This window comes from Pseudomonas aphyarum (genome assembly GCF_028657055.1).
GTDB lineage: Bacteria > Pseudomonadota > Gammaproteobacteria > Pseudomonadales > Pseudomonadaceae > Aquipseudomonas > Aquipseudomonas aphyarum.
The window spans coordinates 284,638-302,665 of the sequence record NZ_JAMDGS010000010.1 but is presented as its reverse complement, the minus strand read 5'-3'; the positions used below and the strand labels follow the sequence as shown (position 1 = coordinate 302,665).

General features: G+C 61.7%; 10 protein-coding genes. 6 read left to right on the top strand and 4 right to left on the bottom strand.

The window, feature by feature from the left end:
* Positions 1 to 13: 13 nt before the first annotated feature.
* From M5G18_RS15420 to M5G18_RS15410, 3 genes are read right to left on the bottom strand one after another with little or no spacing between them, the layout of a single operon-like run.
* Entirely contained in the window at positions 14 to 1,984 is a 1,971-nt protein-coding gene (locus M5G18_RS15420) for a dynamin family protein (protein WP_273899442.1), read from the bottom strand.
* Positions 1,981 to 4,218 carry a dynamin family protein gene (locus M5G18_RS15415; protein ID WP_273899443.1) on the bottom strand — a complete coding sequence of 746 codons (2,238 nt, stop codon included), beginning with the start codon at positions 4,216 to 4,218 and terminating at the stop codon, positions 1,981 to 1,983. The genes M5G18_RS15420 and M5G18_RS15415 overlap by 4 nt, the downstream gene beginning before the upstream one ends.
* Positions 4,215 to 5,972 carry a dynamin family protein gene (locus tag M5G18_RS15410; protein ID WP_273899444.1) on the bottom strand — a complete coding sequence of 586 codons (1,758 nt, stop codon included), beginning with the start codon at positions 5,970 to 5,972 and terminating at the stop codon, positions 4,215 to 4,217. The genes M5G18_RS15415 and M5G18_RS15410 overlap by 4 nt, the downstream gene beginning before the upstream one ends.
* 180 nt (positions 5,973 to 6,152) lie before the next feature.
* Between M5G18_RS15410 and M5G18_RS15405 the strand changes: the two genes are divergently transcribed.
* The 3 genes from M5G18_RS15405 to M5G18_RS15395 are packed head-to-tail and all read left to right on the top strand — an operon-like array spanning position 6,153 to position 12,048.
* Complete coding sequence (locus M5G18_RS15405) at positions 6,153 to 7,445, top strand: hypothetical protein (RefSeq protein ID WP_273899446.1); 1,293 nt, start codon at positions 6,153 to 6,155, stop codon at positions 7,443 to 7,445.
* A complete protein-coding gene (locus M5G18_RS15400) occupies positions 7,442 to 9,439 on the top strand; it encodes a phospholipase D-like domain-containing protein (RefSeq protein WP_273899448.1) in 1,998 nt (665 codons plus the stop codon). The genes M5G18_RS15405 and M5G18_RS15400 overlap by 4 nt, the downstream gene beginning before the upstream one ends.
* A complete protein-coding gene (locus M5G18_RS15395; RefSeq protein ID WP_273899449.1) occupies positions 9,436 to 12,048 on the top strand; it encodes a helicase-related protein in 2,613 nt (870 codons plus the stop codon). Before M5G18_RS15400 ends, M5G18_RS15395 begins: the two co-directional genes overlap by 4 nt.
* 228 nt (positions 12,049 to 12,276) lie before the next feature.
* On the opposite strand, the gene M5G18_RS15390 is transcribed toward M5G18_RS15395, so the two are convergent.
* Positions 12,277 to 13,191 carry a LysR family transcriptional regulator gene (locus M5G18_RS15390; RefSeq protein ID WP_273899450.1) on the bottom strand — a complete coding sequence of 305 codons (915 nt, stop codon included), beginning with the start codon at positions 13,189 to 13,191 and terminating at the stop codon, positions 12,277 to 12,279.
* A 270-nt stretch (positions 13,192 to 13,461) separates the two neighbouring features.
* On the opposite strand from M5G18_RS15390, the gene M5G18_RS15385 reads away from it, so the two are divergent.
* The 3 genes from M5G18_RS15385 to M5G18_RS15375 all read left to right on the top strand — a co-directional run bounded on the left by M5G18_RS15385 (position 13,462) and on the right by M5G18_RS15375 (position 17,965).
* Positions 13,462 to 14,484, top strand: coding sequence for a zinc-dependent alcohol dehydrogenase family protein (locus M5G18_RS15385; RefSeq protein ID WP_273899451.1), 1,023 nt, complete (start codon positions 13,462 to 13,464; stop codon positions 14,482 to 14,484).
* A 547-nt stretch (positions 14,485 to 15,031) separates the two neighbouring features.
* The gene (locus M5G18_RS15380) at positions 15,032 to 16,486 is read left to right on the top strand and encodes a hypothetical protein (RefSeq protein WP_273899452.1); all 1,455 of its coding nucleotides are present in this window, start codon (positions 15,032 to 15,034) and stop codon (positions 16,484 to 16,486) included.
* Positions 16,487 to 16,534: 48 nt separating this feature from the next.
* On the top strand, positions 16,535 to 17,965 hold the full coding sequence (locus M5G18_RS15375) for an aminotransferase-like domain-containing protein (protein ID WP_273899453.1): 1,431 nt from the start codon (positions 16,535 to 16,537) through the stop codon (positions 17,963 to 17,965).
* Positions 17,966 to 18,028 lie beyond the last annotated feature (63 nt).

Genomic DNA, 18,028 nt, shown 5'->3' with positions numbered 1-18,028 from the left:
CGCCAAGCCGGCTTCACACCTCTGATTCAGATGCTTCCACAGTTAGCCGAACCGCATCGCTGAAGGCCTCGAACAGCTGTCGTGATTCATTGAGGCAGCGCTCCAGAGGCGCGATGTCCAGGTTATTGTCAAGCTTGTTGATAGGGCCGAGCATTCGCTCATAGGCGTCCTTGCCACCAATTTCCAGACTGTCGAGCCGAAGTCCATTAATGGCTGTTTTTTGCGCACGCATCCTGGCGATATCGGCCTGGATGGCATGGTCATACATCGAGAAAACCTCCCGCAGACGCCCATCGAGATGCAGCCGCGCATCACCCAACTGGTTGATCTGGGAGAAAAACTCCAGCAGCGGCACGTCGCGGTAAGCCACCTCGTTGCGCAGGGTGGAGCTGTACGCGCTGATCCCTGCCACCACAATGTCCACGTCTTCCAGAACCTCGCGGACCTCCTCCATGACCTCCTCGATGTGGTCCAGGGCCTTCAGGTCGGCCTTGGTCAGCACCACGTAAACAGGGCGCTGCTCGACACCGATCTCCTGAATGAAATTCAGGTCCGAATCCGGCACCGTGCCGTTGACGTCCAGGCCGATCAACCAGACGATCACGTCGGCCTGCCGGGCGAACTGGATGGCGGTGCGTTTGTCGCCATGACTGTGCTCGGCGGCTGTCAGCGGCGGGTTGTAGCCAGGGGTGTCGATGAGACAAATGTGGCTGAAATGCGCGGGATGCATCCGCACGCCCACGCACATGAAGGGCATCAGGCTCTTCAGGTCGAAGCTGAAGGAGTTGATGAAGGCGTGGGAGATGCTTTTGTAGAAGTCCACCTCCAGCGGGATATGCCCGCCGTTTGCCGAATAGCCGCGGATCATTGGCGCTGTCGTGGCCAGCACGTAGCTGGGAATGGCGGTCACTGGCTGGATGCCGACCGGCAGGCGCACCTCAGGATCCTGGATGAAGCTGTTGATGAACTCTGACTTGCCGCTGCTGAATCCGCCGACGATCCCGACGATGGTGCGCTGGTGAACTTCCGGGAAGCCAACGAGCAAGGCCAGTTCCTGCTGGATCGACTGCAGCATCGTGACTGCCGTGGCTTCTGTCGCCAGGGATGATTCGCCGTCCGCGAACGCCATGTATTCGTTGCTCAGCAGCTCCTTGAAGCGCATCAGCCCGGCGTTGTCCCGAGGCCGGGCGGCAAGCAGCCCGGAGATGAGCTGAAAGCGTGTCCAGGTGTCGCCATGGCGTTGATGCAGTGCGATGAATTCGTCGGTCAGCTGCGCGCGCTGCTGTTGTTCTTCCTCGAGCAACCGTTGCAGGGCGTCATGTGCTTCTAGGCGGTTTTGCAGGTCCTGGTGGGTGTTCTCCAGCGACTGCCGTGTGTCCTCAAGTGCTAGTCGGGTGTTATCGAGCTCGGCGGCGGTGGCAGCCTGTCTTGCGCTCAAGCGCCCGTGCTCGGTGCTCAGCGCGTCGAGCTGCTCCAAGGCGTCGTGGTGCTCCTGGCTCAGCAGCTCGTGCCGTCTGGTCGCCGCGTCGAGCGCCTCGGCGCCGGTCTGCAGTTCACTCCGGGTCCGTTCGAGGCTCAGTTCCACGGCCAGGCGCGCCTGTTCGAGGCCGTTGCGCTCCTGAACCAGTTGCGCATGCCGCGCCGACAACGTGTCGAAGCGCAGCATGGCCGCCTTTTGCGCCTGGAGATGCTGGGTATTGGCGTCCTTCAGGTAGCCTTGTGTCTCGTGCAGAGTGTGTCTGGTGTCGTCCAGTTCGCCGCGGGTCCTGGCCTGGCGTTCGGTGAGTTGCGCGTGGTCGGCCTTCAGCGACGCCAGGTGTCCGACGGTGTCCTGATGCGTGCGGCTCAGGGTATCGTGCCGATCATCCGCTACCAGCAGGGACTCGACCACGGTGTTATGCAATCGCTTGCGATGGCGGATGAACCACTGGCCGAGCTTGTCCAGCTGGTCCAGCAGCGCCGGCGAAAAGAGTTCGGTCTTCATGCCGCTTCCAGCTCCCGGGCCATGCGTTGCAGGCGGTCTAAGGTCATGAGAGCGTTGTCGACTTGCTGTTCCAGCTGATCCATGCGTTCGCGCATGTCCTGGAAGAATGCGCTGCTGAAGGAGGTCGGGAGCCGGTCGGGCACATCATCCGCGAACTCGCGTATTTGCGTCCGAGCCTGTCCCTTGAGATTTTCCAGGAGAGCTTTTGCTTCATCCAGGAACGCTCGCGCCTCGCTGCCCATCAGGAAGCTTCCGGTGCCCCTGAGCTTGTTCAATTGCCGGGTGTCGAGCTCGAAAGCGGGCAATTTCAGCGCCGCAGCCAGGGATTTGGTGGTACGGATGACCAGCGCCGGGTTGAGATCGTCGCCCAGATGGCGCCTTGCGACCGCGGTAGAGGACTTGATCAGGTCCTCCCGGAACTTTTTAGCGAGTGTTTTGCTCGTGCCCTTCAGGCTCCCACCCAAGCCGTTGGCAAACTCTTCCAGATCCTCGCGTACCTGGAGCCAGAACAGCTTGAACTCGGTGTGCTGGTGGGTTTCGGTTCCGCCGCCCCAGGCCCAGTTGGCGAATTTTGCCGTAATGCTGTCGCGCACTATGATGACGTCTTTCGTCTCTTCTTTCGCCGAGTTTCCGACATCCTTGAGCGTCGAACGATAGGCGGCGTCGAGCTCCTTGGTGAGATCCCGCTTCAGGTTCTGGCAAAACTCCGTTGCGCAGTCGTCCAGAACGTTATCCAGCTCATGGACGCCCACCGCCATCAAGCTGTCCAGCTTTCGCCGCTGGGCTTTGAGGCTATCGATGTCGGCGCTGCGCACTTCCTGGTACTTGGCCTGGGTGAAGTCCAGCAGGTCGGCCCGGAACGCTTCCAGGGCGGTGGCTTTGGCGCGGACGAGCTCTTCGCGACGGTCCTGGATGATCCGCGCTTTCTGCTGGCGGACTTCCTCCAGCACCGCGCGTAACGCCTCGGTATTGGCCAGCAGATCGAGATTGCCCCGGCAGCGCTCGGCATGCTCGGGGGTGAAAAAGTCGGGATAGTGGGTCCGCAGGTTGTCCCAGGCCTTGCACTCGCCGCTGTCCCAGCCGTCCTGCTGCTCGAAGCGTACCGACAGGCTGCGGCAGATGCCCGAGGTATACAGGACCCGGCCGGCGCCTCGTTCGATCAGGTTATCGAAGGTCGCACCGATCTCCGGGTGCTGGACCTTCAAGCGTTGCAAGGTATCGACCATATGCGTGCCGAGGGTCCGGGTGATCTTGTCCAGAGCGCCCTGCAGGGTTGGCTGACGAGTGTCGCTGCCATACAGCTGGTTGTCGACCTGGCTGGCGATCAGGACCAGCTCCTGCACGCCTTCCTTCTGAGTGATCCGGCTCATCATTTCGATGTCCTGTTCGCTGAGGAACTGGCCGGCAGGACTGACGATAAACACCACGTCGCAGTGCTTGAGCAGGGCGGTGGTGCGCTCCTCGCGGGACTGGACCGGGTCGTTCAGGCCCGGCGTGTCGATGATGCGCAGGTTACGCAGCGAATCCAGGGGCAGGAAGATGTCCACGCTCTTGGTCAGTGGCATGTAGTCGCCACCGGCCCCGACATAATCGAGCAACTGTCTGGCCAGCGCCTGGGCGTCGACGGCCTGCAGGCGGGCTTCGCTGTCGAGGGCCGCGAGGTCGATGTTCAGCCCGCGAATGCGCTGCCACTGATCATGGGCCGCGACCAGGGCATGTTCGCCCTGGAGGGCACGTTGCGCGGTTTTTTCGACGTCGGCGTGGAACTGCTCGTCATCGACGCTGCGTCCGCTGCGCAGGCGACGTTGCCTCAGGGTTTCGAAGGCCCGGGCCTTTTCCTCGCGCAGGCGCTGCTCATAACGCAAGGCGCTTTGCTCGATGTTTTCCCGGTCGGCGGCGCTGTAGAACTGGACCTGCGCGCCGAAGGCATCACCGTAGGTCAGGGTGGTCAGCGCTGCGGTCATCGGTGTCGCCGCCTTGGGCAGGATCGAGTGCCCATCGAAGATCAGCGCATTGAGCAGCGAGGACTTGCCGGCCTTGACCCGACCCACGACACCGATCTGGAGCAGGCGATCTTCCTCGGCCAGCTGGTCGAAGGCCTTTTCCAGGGCTTCTGGACGGTCGATGGCGTGCTTTTGCAGCCACTGGGCAATGTCCTTTTCCAGTTCCGGGCTGTATTTCTCCATCCACTCATGGAGGCGCTGGCTCAGTTCCAGGATGTGCTGTGCGTTCATTGGCGCGGCTCGTAGAGGGCTTGCTTGGCGAGTTGCTGGAGTTGTTCCCGGGCGCAGCTCAACAGGGCGATCTGATGCCCGGCAGCCTCTGCATCCTGGTTGCGAGTGGTGACCAGCTCGTCGATGAGCTTCTGCTTTTCACCGATCTCGTGGCCGAATTCCGCGCCGACCTGGGTCACCAGGACGTCCATCTGTTCGGTGAGCAGTGCCGGCAGTCGGTCCCGCAGCTCGCGCTTGACCGACGGGATGACCTCGTTGGTCACTTTCTGGCGCAGTTGGTCGCGCTGGCGTCCTTCGTTGAGGAACGCCAGGATCTGCGGAAGGAAGATGATGGCCAGCTCGATCAACGGATTGACCACCGAGGTGGTGACTGCCAGCACTGTGGCCAGACCCTGGTAGCTCACCCTGGGCAGCGGGTTGCCTTCCTTCCAGGCGGTTTCCTGCTTCAGCCTTTCCAGTTCGTTGCCATTGCGTGCCGCCAGGGACTGGCTCCAGTGTCCCAGCGTCTCCCCGGTCTTTTGCAGGGACCGGTTGATCCTGCCGGTGAGCTGCTCCAGCCAGTTGGGGTCGTTGCTGAACTGGCCCATGCTCTTGCCCAGGTCGCCCACGGTTTGCGCAAAGTCGCTGACCACTGTGCGGCTGAGCAGGTCCATTTGTTCCTTGATGGTGCGGGTCATCGAGCCCCGCACGACTTCGGAGACGATCCGCGAAAACGCCTCCTGATTCCCGGCCAGGCCGGCGTTGACCAGTTCCGACTGGGCGTTGTCGAGCTCACGGCCGACCACATCGAGGCAATTGTCGACGGCCCGGTCCAACTGGCGGTCGCGCAGGTCTTCCAGAATGCCGTCGCGCTTGCGTTCGATCTGGCGAACTGCGTGGGTCAGTTCGCTCAGGGCATGTTCGTTTTCGGCCTGGTTCTTCTTCAGTGCGGTCAATGCCAGGTTGATCTGGTTCAGCAGCCCGTGGGTCAGATCCTTGAGGCGATCTTCGAAGACCTGGCGGACGATTTCCTCGGGTTGCAGGCCGGCCAGCACTTCGCCCAGGCGCTTGTCTGCGTCGAGGCCGATGCGTACCAGTGGGCGGGTGTCGGCGAAGTTGAAACTGATCTGCTCGTCGATCAGCTCGGCGACGTCCTGCACGTCATCGTCGGCGCGCAGGTTGACCTTGTTCAGCAGGAAGGTGAAATCCCGGCCATAGGTCTGCAGGTCGTCCAGTTGCCGCAACATCGACTGGGTGATGTTTCCGTCCTCGACGCTGGTAACTACGATGAAATGCACGCCGCGCGGCAGGTAATAGGCGATCGCCTTGTTGTGGTTGCCCAGCGAGGAGCCGAAGCCCGGCATGTCTACCAAGACCAGCGAGGGCAGGGCTTTGAGACGCGGGTTGTCGAGGTACAACTGAAGATGGGTGAATTCGCCGGCCCGGGCCTTGATCGTGGCAACGTCTTCGACGGCCAGGCGCTCGCTGCTGCCATCGGCGCGGACCGCCAGTAGATGAGGGTCGCTGGCGTAGCGCAACTCGGTGGCCAGTTCGGTCTCCGGCGCCAGGCCCACGCCCAGCACATTCTCCCCGAGAAACGCATTGAGCAGGCTGCTTTTGCCTGCGCTGTAGGCGCCGATGACGGGCACCAGCAGTTCGATGTGCTGGATATCGTCCTGCAGCGTCGTCACCTCGTCGATACGGATCGAGGTTTCGGCCAGCAGTGGCGGGATGGATTTCAGGTAGGCGAGGTAGCTGCGCTGGGTGTTCAACATGTTCGACACGAATCCTTGCGTATATCAAATACGTTCATGAGCGTAAGGGAACGCAGCGGCTGCAGCCGGTCATGACGTGGGCCTCCCTGCGATCTGGTTGCGATTGCGGCATTTTGCTATCGTCAGCGGCCTTGTGCCAGCACTAATACCGTTCTTTCCACGGATGAAGAGGATAGCGTCATGACCATGACCTGGGGATTGTGTGGCCCGGATCACGTGGGTAGCGAGCGACGCACCCGCACACTCGATATCGGCGCGGCGGTGCGCGACTACAACGAGCGGGCCGTGCCCGGCATGGGCGCTGTCTGGTACGCCAAGCAATTGCTGCTGGCGACCCTGGGTGTCGCCTTGGCCCGGGCCCTGCGCCGGCACGGGATGACGCATTCGAATATCGCCGTGGCCAATGCCGTCGAAGCCTTGGGGTGCTATTTCGCGCTCACCCACGACAACGGCCAGGGTGATAGCCGGGTGCGCGGTTCGGAGAAGTTGCGCGGCAAGGCCGGTTTTGACTTCAAGACCCTGTGCAAGCCAGGTTTTTATGTCAGTCAGCCGATGCGCATGGGCTCCGGCCAGGCCTTGCTGGCCCTTGGGCTGGTGCGTGCCCAGGGCGAACGCTTCAATGCCTTTGTCTGTACGGACTTTGGCCGGGAGTTCATCAATACCTGCTGCGAGGATGACGGCGCGCTGCTGGAGACCCTGGTGCAATGGGCACTGAAAGGCCGCGCCGTGGGCGACCTGAAACCCGGCGTCCGGCAGTTGCTTTCACCGCTGCACGGGTTGCCCGAAGCCGCTCGTGCGTTGCTGTCACGGCGTATCGACAGCGGCGCAGGCGGAGGGGAGCGCCGCGTCGCCATCCGTCGATGGCTGGCCGCCCGTCACGCCGAGCCGGCGGGGGCGTTCGACTGGCGCTTGCGACCTGATGCCATCGAACCCGATCACTGGAACGACCTGCACTACGGCGCGTTGTTCTTCCAGGTTCAGGATGCGGCCTACGATGCGCTCAATGCGCTGGAGCAGCATCTGGCAGTACTGAGCACGCTGCGCTTCAGGTTGGGCAGTGTCCTGCCCGAGCGTATCGCCACGCGCCTCAATCACCTGCGGCAACTGGCCCGCCTGTTCCTTGATAATCCGCTGGCGCAGCAGACAAACACCGTGGCCGAGGCCTTCTGCCGCGAATGCGCGGACCCCGACGATGCGAGCCTGCTGACCCACCTGGTCCGCCGCGACGACCGGGTGTTGCGTCTGCGCGGCCGGGATATCGTGCCCGGCGCTGCGTTCCTGCACCAAGGCTCGCCAATCGACGGCGACCAGGTGATCGACGAGATTGCCGAGGCGCCAGCCCCTGCAGCGCTGCCCGCCTGGATCTCCCACCGTGTTGAACGCCTGCGGCGTCTGGACCTGGATCTCCAGGGCTTGGCGCAGGCCAGCATTTCAGCAAATCCGAGCAAAGCCATCGAAGAGGTGAATCCATGAGCCAGGTGCCTGCTTCTCTCGTTCGGCACTTCGATGCGCCGGAGGGTTTCACCGGTCAGTTCGGCTGGCTGTGCGGCTTTTCCGCGGACGAGGGCTTCCTCAACGAGGCCCTTGAACGTTTCACCTACCAGCAGGCCAATCAGCGTGCCTACGCCGGGCAGACGCTTCTGGCGCTGATGCTGGATCCGCGTGCGGTCCAGATCGACCCTGTCGGGGTTCCGGGCCTGCTGCACCTGCCGTGGGCCAACGGCAAGCTGCCGTTCAACCTGATGCATGCCAAGGTGGCGTTGCTGGCGTTTCGCAGCACGGACACCCGCGGTGCCTGGTGCCTGCGCCTGCTGGTGTCCACCGGCAACTGGACGCGGCAGACCGTGGAGCAGAGCCTCGACTTGGCATGGTGCCTGGACTTGCACAGCGACGATCTGATGTCGCCATCTGACGCCACCCGGCAGGTTTGCGCGGACATCAGCAGCGCCTGGGTGCTGCTGGACTGGCTTCGCACCCATTACGACCGGCGTGCGCTGCAGGCAAATTCGCTGACGACCGCCGCCGTGGCGCAACTGGACAAGTGCCTGCTTAAGCAGGTCAAGCCATGGGCAGCTAACTTGACTCCGCGCTTCTTGGATAACCGCAAGAAGTCCCTGCTCGACCAGTTACCGGCCAAGGTGCTGCATGCCTCGGGCCGTGGCAGCGCGCGCAACTACCTGGCCATGGGCTCGGGTTTTTATGAATCGTCCCTGGCCGACGAGCAGTCATCGGTCCCGCTGAGCATCGTCCGGCGCCTGCGCGGTGAAGGGGGCGAGCCTCGTCTGTTGACGGCGAGCAGCTGCGTGGACCTGTTCGTCAACGAGGCTAGCTGTCAGGGCATCGCTGATGCCGTCCCAGGCTTGACGGCGGCAGGCATCAGCGTAAAACCTGCGGTCCAGCCGACCTGGTTTGCTGAGCAGCCCCGGCGCACCTTGCACGCCAAGTTCATCTTCAGCGCCAGCGAGGTCGGCCACTCGGGAAAAACCGCCAGCCCCTGGCTTTACCTGGGCTCGGGCAACCTGACCCGACAGGGTTTCACCCTGCCAATGGGACCCGGGCGCTTGAAAGGCAACCTGGAGGCCGGGGTGGTTTTCGCCCCTGAACCGATGAACTGGTATCCGACAAAGCCGGGGGGCGCCGACCCGCAAACGATCGGCTATCGACTGCCGATCCAGTGGGATCAGGAGTGTGTTCCCGAAAACCTGCGCCAGGGCCAGGACCTTGAGGTGGGCGACGAGGTATTCGCCGCGGCACCTGTGGCCTATCTGGTCTGGCGGGATGCAGAGACGCCAGAGCATGGCTGGTTGAGCGCCGACGCGCTTGTGCAGCCGGCTTGCTCGCTGCTGGACACGTCAGAGCAGGCGTGTGCCTGGGTCGAGGGGCAGGGCTTCGCCTGGTCCGGGCCGCGACCACGGCAGGTGCGGGTCGCATGGCAGGATGCCGGGGCGACTCGTACTGCCGTGGTGCCGGTGCTCGACGGATTCGGCCGTTTGGCCGCCACCGCTTTGCTGGACATCAGCCTGGAGGATGCTTGGCTGCAGCTCGACGGATTCCCGCATCCCCCCGGCGAAGACGAATTGCCCAGTGCGTTCGATCCCTCCCAGGACCCGCCTGAGCGGCAGGGCAACCGAGCATCTGCGGCGGAGGCAGCGCGCTACCCGATCCGGCAGATGATGGAACTGATCGAAAGCATCGCCGCAAAACAGACCGCCCTAGAGCCTCGGGACTGGCCGCTGTGGTGTGCCCGCCTGGAGCAGTCCCTAAGCCAGGCTGCCGGCTGCGAGCTGTTGCAGCAGTTCATGGCACTTGAGCTCAATCCTCTTCACGCGCTGCGTCAACCGACATTCAGGCCAGTTTTCGCGGAAACGGCGGATGGCCCGGACGGCCAGCGCTACGAGTCGGCACTAAGCACCATCGAAGCTCATTGGAAGCTCGGCAGTGCATTTCCCCTGGGGGCTGCGGTATGACACGGACGGATTTCAGCTGGGCGAAGGTTTCGGCGGCCCTGCGCAGGCGGGTGGCGGAGCAGGAGCAGCTGGCGGGCGAAAAGGGTGAGGCGGCTGCGCACCTGAACAAGGGCCAGCGCGCCAGCGTGCTGGCGCTGGCCGAGCGCATCGGCGAACACGGCGTCGTGCTGGCTGACGAAGTGGGCATGGGCAAAACCCGTATCGCCGTCGAGCTGATTGGCGCGGTCAACGAGGCCGGAGGCCGCGCTGCGATCATCGCGCCGCCGGGGCTGGGCTATCAGTGGCAGGACGAGTTGAAACGCGGCGGTGTCGCCGTGCCCGATATGCTTCGCGGGCTGCTGGGTTATTTCGAAGCCTGGGGGGCCGCCGAGGTCAGCGAGCAGACCCCGTGGTTCGAGATGCCGACGGTGCTGCTGTCCCATGCCTTCGCCAATTGGCGCCTGGGGGAGGGTACCCGGCGCTGGCGCAGGGAACTGGTCCCCGAGGTTTTTGCGCAGTGGCGCATGGCAACCGTAGCCTGCTATCCGAATGGTTATCTGCACTCGGGCGAATACGATGAGTGGATCACCAGTGCCGCAGTCAGTATCGTCATTGCACTCCAGGAAAATCCCCGGCAACCCGCCAGTACCTGGTTGAGCGACGTCACTGCACAGCACCCTTGGCCTCACCCGGACGTGTATACCGATTACGGCAAGGGCAGCCTCTATCGACGCTGGCTAGAGCAAACCGTCGGGATTGGCCTGGGTGCGTTCGACCTGGTAGTGATCGACGAAGCCCATAAAGGTCGCGGCAGCGACGGCGGCCTCAGTCGCTTGCTCGGCATGCTCTCCAGCGCGGCGCAATGCCGACGCCTGTGCCTGACTGCGACCCCCGTGGAATTGAATGTCCAGCAGTGGCGGCAGACCTTCCAGCGGCTGGGGCTGGACGAAGCCGTGTGCGACCAGCTTCAGCCGGTGATCGACGACTTTGACCAGGCCATTCGTCACCTGCGCATCCAATGGCGCTCAAGCGTCACCGCACGGCATCGTTATGAGGCGGCGGCCAGCGCCTTCCAGACCATGCTCCGCCCCTATCTACTGCGCCGGGACAAGCGCGAAGACGCCGACGTCCTGCGCTTCACCGAGCGCACCCGTGGGGAGAGCCATCGCAATACCAGCAAACCGGTCAGCGTGGATGTTCAGCGACTGGCGCTACCCTGGCGTCAGGCCGTGTGCGCGACCGAGGCACTCTCGGTGGCGTCGCGGCTGGAGGAAAACGCCACGGCCAAGCGCCTGCGCCTGACCCTGGCCAACGGTCACGGGATCGCCGACCTGATCGGGCAGATCAACGAACCCGTGGAACCGTCCGTATCGACGCCGGACGAGCCACTCAATCCGCTCGATGAAAAGCGTCAGCAACGCGTGCAATGGTGGTTGAAGAGCGCTGCACAGGCGCTCCAGCGACCTCATCACCTGTTCGAGCATCCGGCGATCCTGGCCACGATCAGCACCATCGAAGCGGTGCATGAGCGCAAGGAGAAGGTCCTGGTGTTCGGTCGCTTCACCGCGCCCATGCGCGCCTTGGTACGCTTGCTCAACGCCCGGGAAATGCTGCGCAGGCTGGACGCCGGTGTGTACTGGCCGCAGAGCGTTATCCGCGCCGATGACACGGATGATCATTCCGAGTGGGCCGCGGTACAGGTTGCCCATCGTCAGTTGCAGTCCCCTCAGGACCTTGCCGCGATACCCGACCTGCTGGCCCGCCAGTACAACAGCCAGGGCGCGCGCCGCGAGCAACTGCGCCGGCGTCTGCTGGAGTGGCTGGATGCGGGGCTGGGCCAACACGAGCAACTGCCCCGGGCCATGTTTGGATGCCTCAGGGACGCCGAACTCAACAAGGACCTGGCTGATGCAGCCGAGAAGCATCCCGTGGCGCTGTTCACCCGGGCGATCCTCGGCCTGACTGGCGATCAGACCGGATCACCGACCCCCGAGCATGTCTGCGCGGCCTTCCGCTATTTACTGGAGGCCGCCAGCGACCGGTATGCGGACGACAGCGACATCGCCCAGGACGAAGTGACCTTGCAATGGGAGCGGCTTCTGGCCTGCCTGCAGGATGAATATGCCCACCTGGAGGGTAGCTTCGCCCGCTTGATGTATGGCGGAACCGAGCAGTCCACCCGCCGCCTGCTGCAGATGGCCTTCAATCGCCCCGACAGCTTCCCCCGGGTGCTGGTGGCCCAGTCGGCCGTCGGTCGCGAAGGTCTCAACCTGCACCTGGCCTGCCGCACCGTGATTCTCATGCACCCGGAATGGAATCCCGGCGTGGTCGAGCAGCAGATCGGCCGGGTCGATCGGGTGGGCAGTCACTGGAGTCGCCAACTGAACGAAGCGTTGGAGCGGGATATTCCAGCGGCGGAGCTACCACGCATTGATGTGCATCCGGTGATCTTCCGAGGGACCTACGATGAACATAACTGGCAGGTTTTATTGGACCGTTGGGATGACCTGCGTGCTCAGTTACATGGCGAGGTGATCCCTGCACGAGAGGCTGAGGGAGATTTGGAGTATGAGAAAGTGTTGGCGAATTTGCAGGCTAGCGCGCCTTGCTTTTCTCCGTTACGGCGATAAATGCAGACTGTCATTGCGACGATGTGATGGTCAGGATATTGCCCAGATGCTTGTCAGTTTGCGGGCCCCCTCTACAGGACAACAATGATGGTTGGGGGCATCCTTTTCAAACCATCCAAAGCATGCCCTCAAATTTGCCCCCAACGTAGCAATCCACTGGAAATGAATGGAGCTCCATGGTGTGTGGAAAGGCAAAAATGATCAGATAAACAGCCTGCCCGACGACCCCTAGAGACTCTCAGGGTCGCCAAAAAACATCTGAATCCGCGACCGCAACCAACGCTCGCCCGGATCATTATCCTGCGACCCACGCCACGCCATATGCAGTTCAAACGTGCGCGTCGGCAACGGTGGATCTTCTGCCCGAACGCCGCCGGCCGAGGTCAGCGCATCCGCTGCGTAGTCCGGCACGGTGGCAACAATGTCAGTACCGGCGAGCAATGTACTCAAGCCGTTGAATTGCGGCACCGCCAATACCACGTGGCGTTTGCGTCCAAGTTTTTCCAGCTCCTCATCAATAAAGCCACTGAGATCACCGGCAAACGACACCAACGCATGCGGGCGAGCGCAATAGTCGTCCAGGCTCAACGGTCCCGGCACAGTATCGGCGCGCAGTAATTTGGGTGCGCTGCGGCGCAGGACCTTGCGTTTGGCGTTGGCCGGCAGGTCGGTGGTGTAGCTGACGCCGATGGAGATTTCGCCGGAGGCGAGCAGGCCGGGCATCAGGATGTAGTTGACGCGACGCACCACCAGCACGATGCCGGGTGCTTCGGCGCGCAGGCGTTTGAGCAGCATTGGCAGCAGCGCGAATTCGACGTCGTCCGACAGGCCGATACGAAATACCGAAGTGCTGGTCGCCGGGTCGAATTCCGCTGCGCGGCTGACGGCTGTCGAAATCGAGTCCAGGGCCGGGGAGAGCAGGGCGAAGATTTCCACCGCACGGGCGGAAGGCTCCATGCTGCGCCCGGTGCGCACAAACAAAGGGTCGTCGAACAGGCCGCGCAGGCGTGAAAGCGCCGCGCTGATCGCCGGCTGGCCGAGAAACAGCTTTTCCGCCGCACGGGTCACGCTGCGCTCGTGCATCAGCGTTTCGAACACGATCAACAGGTTGAGGTCGACACGACGCAGGTCATTACGATTCATCTGGAGTCCTGGCAGAGTCATCAAGCTTGACGAGAGCGACCATATGAGAACAATGGCCGGCATGAATCTTACGGGGAAAGGCTGGTAGTCTGCACCGGGTAATTCAGCTTTACTGAGAAGGCGGCAGCAGTTTTTTCATGGATTTTCTCAATGCTGACCATGCTGCGGAATCAATGACAGGCATGTCGACTATTAATAGCCACTGATAGTCTTGGCTGGAAAGCCCAGATAGAGTTCATGGCATTAGGGGTTACTTTGACGAGGTTTGCGATGTCCCGCACGATCCGTTTTCACAAGTTTGGTCCAGCCGAGGTGCTCAAATGCGAAGAGCATGCGGCTGCTCAGCCAGGTCCTGGCGAAGTGCAGGTGCGTGTCGAGGCGATCGGCATCAGCTGGTACGACACGCTCTGGCGCCAGAATCTGGCGTCGTCCCAGGCGCGTCTGCCTTCAGGCCTCGGTCATGAAATGGCCGGCGTGGTCACGGCGATCGGCGACGGCGTCGAAGATCTGGCAGTGGGCGACAAGGTGGCCAGCTTCCCGGCCGAGAGCCCCAATGATTACCCGGTCTACGGCGAACTGATCGTTCTGCCGCGCACCGCGCTGACCCGTTATCCGGACGTGCTCAGCCCGATTGAAGCCAGCGTGCATTACACGCCGCTGTTGATCGCCTATTTCGGTTACGTTGATCTGGCACGGGTCAAACCCGGGCAGTTCGCCCTGGTGACCGACGCCAGCCACTGCGCCGGGCCGTCCTTCGTCCAGTTGGGCAAGGCGCTGGGTGTGCGGGTGATTGCTGCCACCAAAACGGCGGAAGAGCGTGAGTACCTGCTGTCTCTCGGTGCCGAGAAAGTGATCGTCACCGAAGAAGAAGACCTGTTGATGCGCATCAACAAGATCACCGACAACCGCGGTGTCGACGTGGTGTTCGACGGTCTTGGCGGGCCACAGATGTCGCTGCTCGGCGATGTACTGGCGCCCCGTGGCAGCCTGGTGCTGTACGGCCTGCAGGGCGGCAACCAGACGCCGTTCCCGGCCTGCGCAGCGTTCCAGAAGAACATTCAGTTCTTCGTGCATTGCATCGGCAACTTCACCGGCAAGCCGGAGCTCGGCATCGTTCAGGATCACGTCGCCGTGCAGCGTGCCTTGCGTGATATCAACCAGCTCACCGCCGACCGTGTGCTGCTGCCGCTCAAGACGCGGGTGTTCCCGTTCAACGAGTTTGTCGAAGCGCACCGCTACATGGACGAATGCCCATGCCGCGAGCGGGTTGCCCTGCAAATCGAACCTGCCTGACCTTTCCTGTCAGAGTCCGTGGCCCCACGGACTCTTGTGCGTTTAATCCTTCAGATCTCGAGAAACCCCTGGGCCAGACACCTGGGGATGTTCAGCAACTGAACTGGTTTTTGCCCTCGATCTGTATCTTCTAATTGTCATTCAGACCTTGATAATTGAGTGATTACTTTCATCTCAAGGAATGAGCTATGTCTGTGCATTCTATTTGCTTCGTGCAATATCAATCGGCTGTTTATCATCGCGCCTCAAACTTTTGTTTAATGTTTGTAGGGCTGCTATGTAATCCCTTCTTTTTTTCTTGTGCTCATCATGTGCAGGGGCTTGTAAGAACTTTCCTAGGAAGACTCATTCTTGCGAAAGGCCCTTCAACGACGGGGCTTTCAGCCGCGTCGTCCTTGATTCTCAAATGCCACTCGCTCAACTGTTTCAAATAACTACAAAAACTTAAGTGTTAGCATTTCAGCGTCTATTAATTAATGAAGAGTGATTGTGCGTCCGCCATTCGTGGTCGCGCGATATAAAATCTTTGATACCGGGTGAAGTACTGATGAGCACGATCCATGATCAGGCAATGAATTATGTCTACCAGCAAGTATTGCAACGACTGCTGAGTTTCTTTTCCCGTGCCGAGCGCACGGCATTGCAGCTGTTGATCCAGCGCCTGGCGGTCGCTGCCGGAGGCATGGATCGCATCGGCGAATTCAAGGTATTGGCGATCCAGTCCGGCACACGGGACTGCTGCTATAGCCTGGCCCTGTTGCGGGCGGCACAACTGAGCATCGCCGGGCGCGCACCGGCCACGTTTCAATTGCGGGTTGCCAACCTGCGCAGCAATGGCGTACCGGCTTCGGCGTTGCACAACCTGCATCGCAGTTTCAGTGCGCTGTTCCTGCATGACGACCCGAGAGTCGAACTTTTGATGGTCGATCATCGGGAAATCCTGCCTTTCAACCATCTGGCGCCCATCTGCGATGAAGGGCGCGAGGCCGGCAGACTCGACCTGCTGATGGTGGGGCATCGCCGTGAATGGGATGAAGATCTGACATTGTGGGATGACCAGTATCTGACCACCGCTGAGTTCTATGGCCAGGTCGCCCGATGGAGTAACGGTGTCGATGCCTTGATCAGCAGCGACAACGCGCGCCGTCAGGAGCAGTTTCTCGATGGTCTGGACAGGGCAGTGCGCAAGGTCGGGATTGGCGAATTATCGCGAAAGGGCGGCGGGTTCGATGAACTGTTCAGTCTGCTCGACAGCCTCGGCGGCGATTGTTATCGCGAACTCTACTCGCAAGACGATCGGATGCCGTGGCGTCCGCTCGGCGAATTCGAAGCGTGCCGTCGCACCAGCTATATCGGTATCGACGATATGGTGGTGGGCAAAATGGAAGAGCGGTGGCCCTTGCTCAGCGATTTTCTCGGGTTTCAGGCCGACGACCTGATGCTTGAAGCGCGCACCGGCGAGTGCGCCGATCCCCTGGTCGGTGCCTACCTGAAAGGGTTGCAAGCCAGTTATGTCGAAGGGCGCACCTATGAGGCCGGAGTCTCGGAGTATCAGCAGCAATGCCTGGCGACGATGCGCCGCAGAAACACCCCGGAGCAGGTTTGTGAACGTTTTGAATCCGCTTTCGGCAATCTGTCCGATCTGGCGGAGCATCGATCGCTGGCGGCAGCCTCCCTGCAGAAGAATTTCGGCCTCAACGAACCGCAACTGGTTTGCCTGTTGTTTGCGCCCTTCATCAGTGCCGGCGCCGGTCTCGAGAGGTTCCTGCGCACCTGTCATCCGGGAATGCTGGTTGCCATGCCTGACCTGCACCGCGCCATGCAGGGCCTGCATGCGCCGGAGCAGGTGCTGCAATGGATGACCGATGTCAGCGGCTTGCCCCTGCGACTGATCAGCCGGTTGTATGCGATGGAAGCGGCCCCGATGGGCGATCACGTCGCAAAAACGCCCGAGTTGCCTGAGCATGACGTCACATTGGGCGACCGTTCGGCGGAAGGTTGAGCGTGTTCCTACTGCCCGACCACGGGGTCTGCCAGCAGGCGCCTGCCCATGAGTGAGTCGCGAGGATCCGATTTTGCCTATCAGGCGGTTTATCGTTACCTGACGCAACTGATCAGCGAACCGGGCATTGAGGGCGCGATTCGACTGCCGTCGTTACGGCAACTGGCCGAGCGGCTAAGCGTGTCGATTTCGACCATTCAATACGCCTACGCATTGCTGGAAAAAGAAGGTCGGGTCTATTCCGTAGCCAAATCGGGATATTTCGCACAACCGACATCGATGGTCATGCCGCCCGGACGCGGCAGTGATTTGCTGGAAACGGTCTACGTCAACGCCAGGTGCACTGGCATGCAGGTATTGAGCGCCGATGAACCGGCGTCGATCCAGCCCCTCGATCGTCCCTTGCTGATGCTTGAACGAGAGCTGTTGCGCCAGTATCCACGGCACTTGCAGGCGCCGGCCCAGCCTTGCGGCGAACTGGAGCTGCGCAGGCTGCTCGCGGCCCGCTATACCTCATCGGCCGAGCATTGCTGGCACGCCGAAGATGTCTACATCGGGGCCGACCTGCGAGGGGTGCTGGAGATCCTGATCGCTGTCCTTGAGCTGCGCCACGCAACGGTGGTGATCGAGTCGCCGTGCGACTGGATGATCCTGCGCCTGTTCCAGTCCGCCGAGGTTCGGGTGATCGAGCTGCCACTGCAGCCAGACGGGGCATTCGATCCGCAGAAACTCCAGAAGCTGCTTGAAAGCGAGCGGGTGCGATTGATCCTGCTGTCCTCCAGATTGAACATGCCCCACGGTACCTGCATCCCGCCAGCCAGCCGTGAGGCCATTGCACATCTACTCCTGAATCATGGCACCTGGTTGCTGGAAAATGATTGTCATGGCGAGTTGCCGGACCACGCCGATGGGGAGCCGCTGCGGGATCTGGTGGATCCCGACCGTCTGTTGGTGTTTTCCATGTTCGAAAAAGTCATCGGGGTCGAAGCCCCCTACGGTTTTGTCCTGTCGCGGCAATGGCGCGCGGATCTGCAGCGTCACTTCCTGTTGCGCTCGTTTCGCCTTTCACCGATCCGCCAGAAAGCGATTGCCCGGCTCTATGCGAGCGGGCGGGTCGACCAGCATTTGCCGGTACTCAAGCGCTTGCTCCGGGAACGTCGTACGCAATGGATCGATCTGATACGCGATCGGCTGGGGGACATTCTGCAAGTCGTCGAACCTGATGGCGGTGCGACGATCTGGTTGCATTCTGCGCGCCCGGTCGCGATGGATGCCGTGTTTCAACGGTTGCTCCGCCAGCATGTGTTGATTGCACCGGGGGAGCTGTTCAGTCTCAGGGGATTGCACGCGCAGCACCTGCGTTTGAGCGCGATTGGTGGCACGGAACACGAGTTGTTAAGACTTGTCGGACTGCTTGGGGATGCGTTACGACTGGCTCCGCGGACAGATGCGCGAAAACACTCGGCTTGTACGCAATAGACCCCATCGCACTCCGGACAAACTGCCAGTAAACTCCGGTGTAATTTCCTGAACCACTCTATT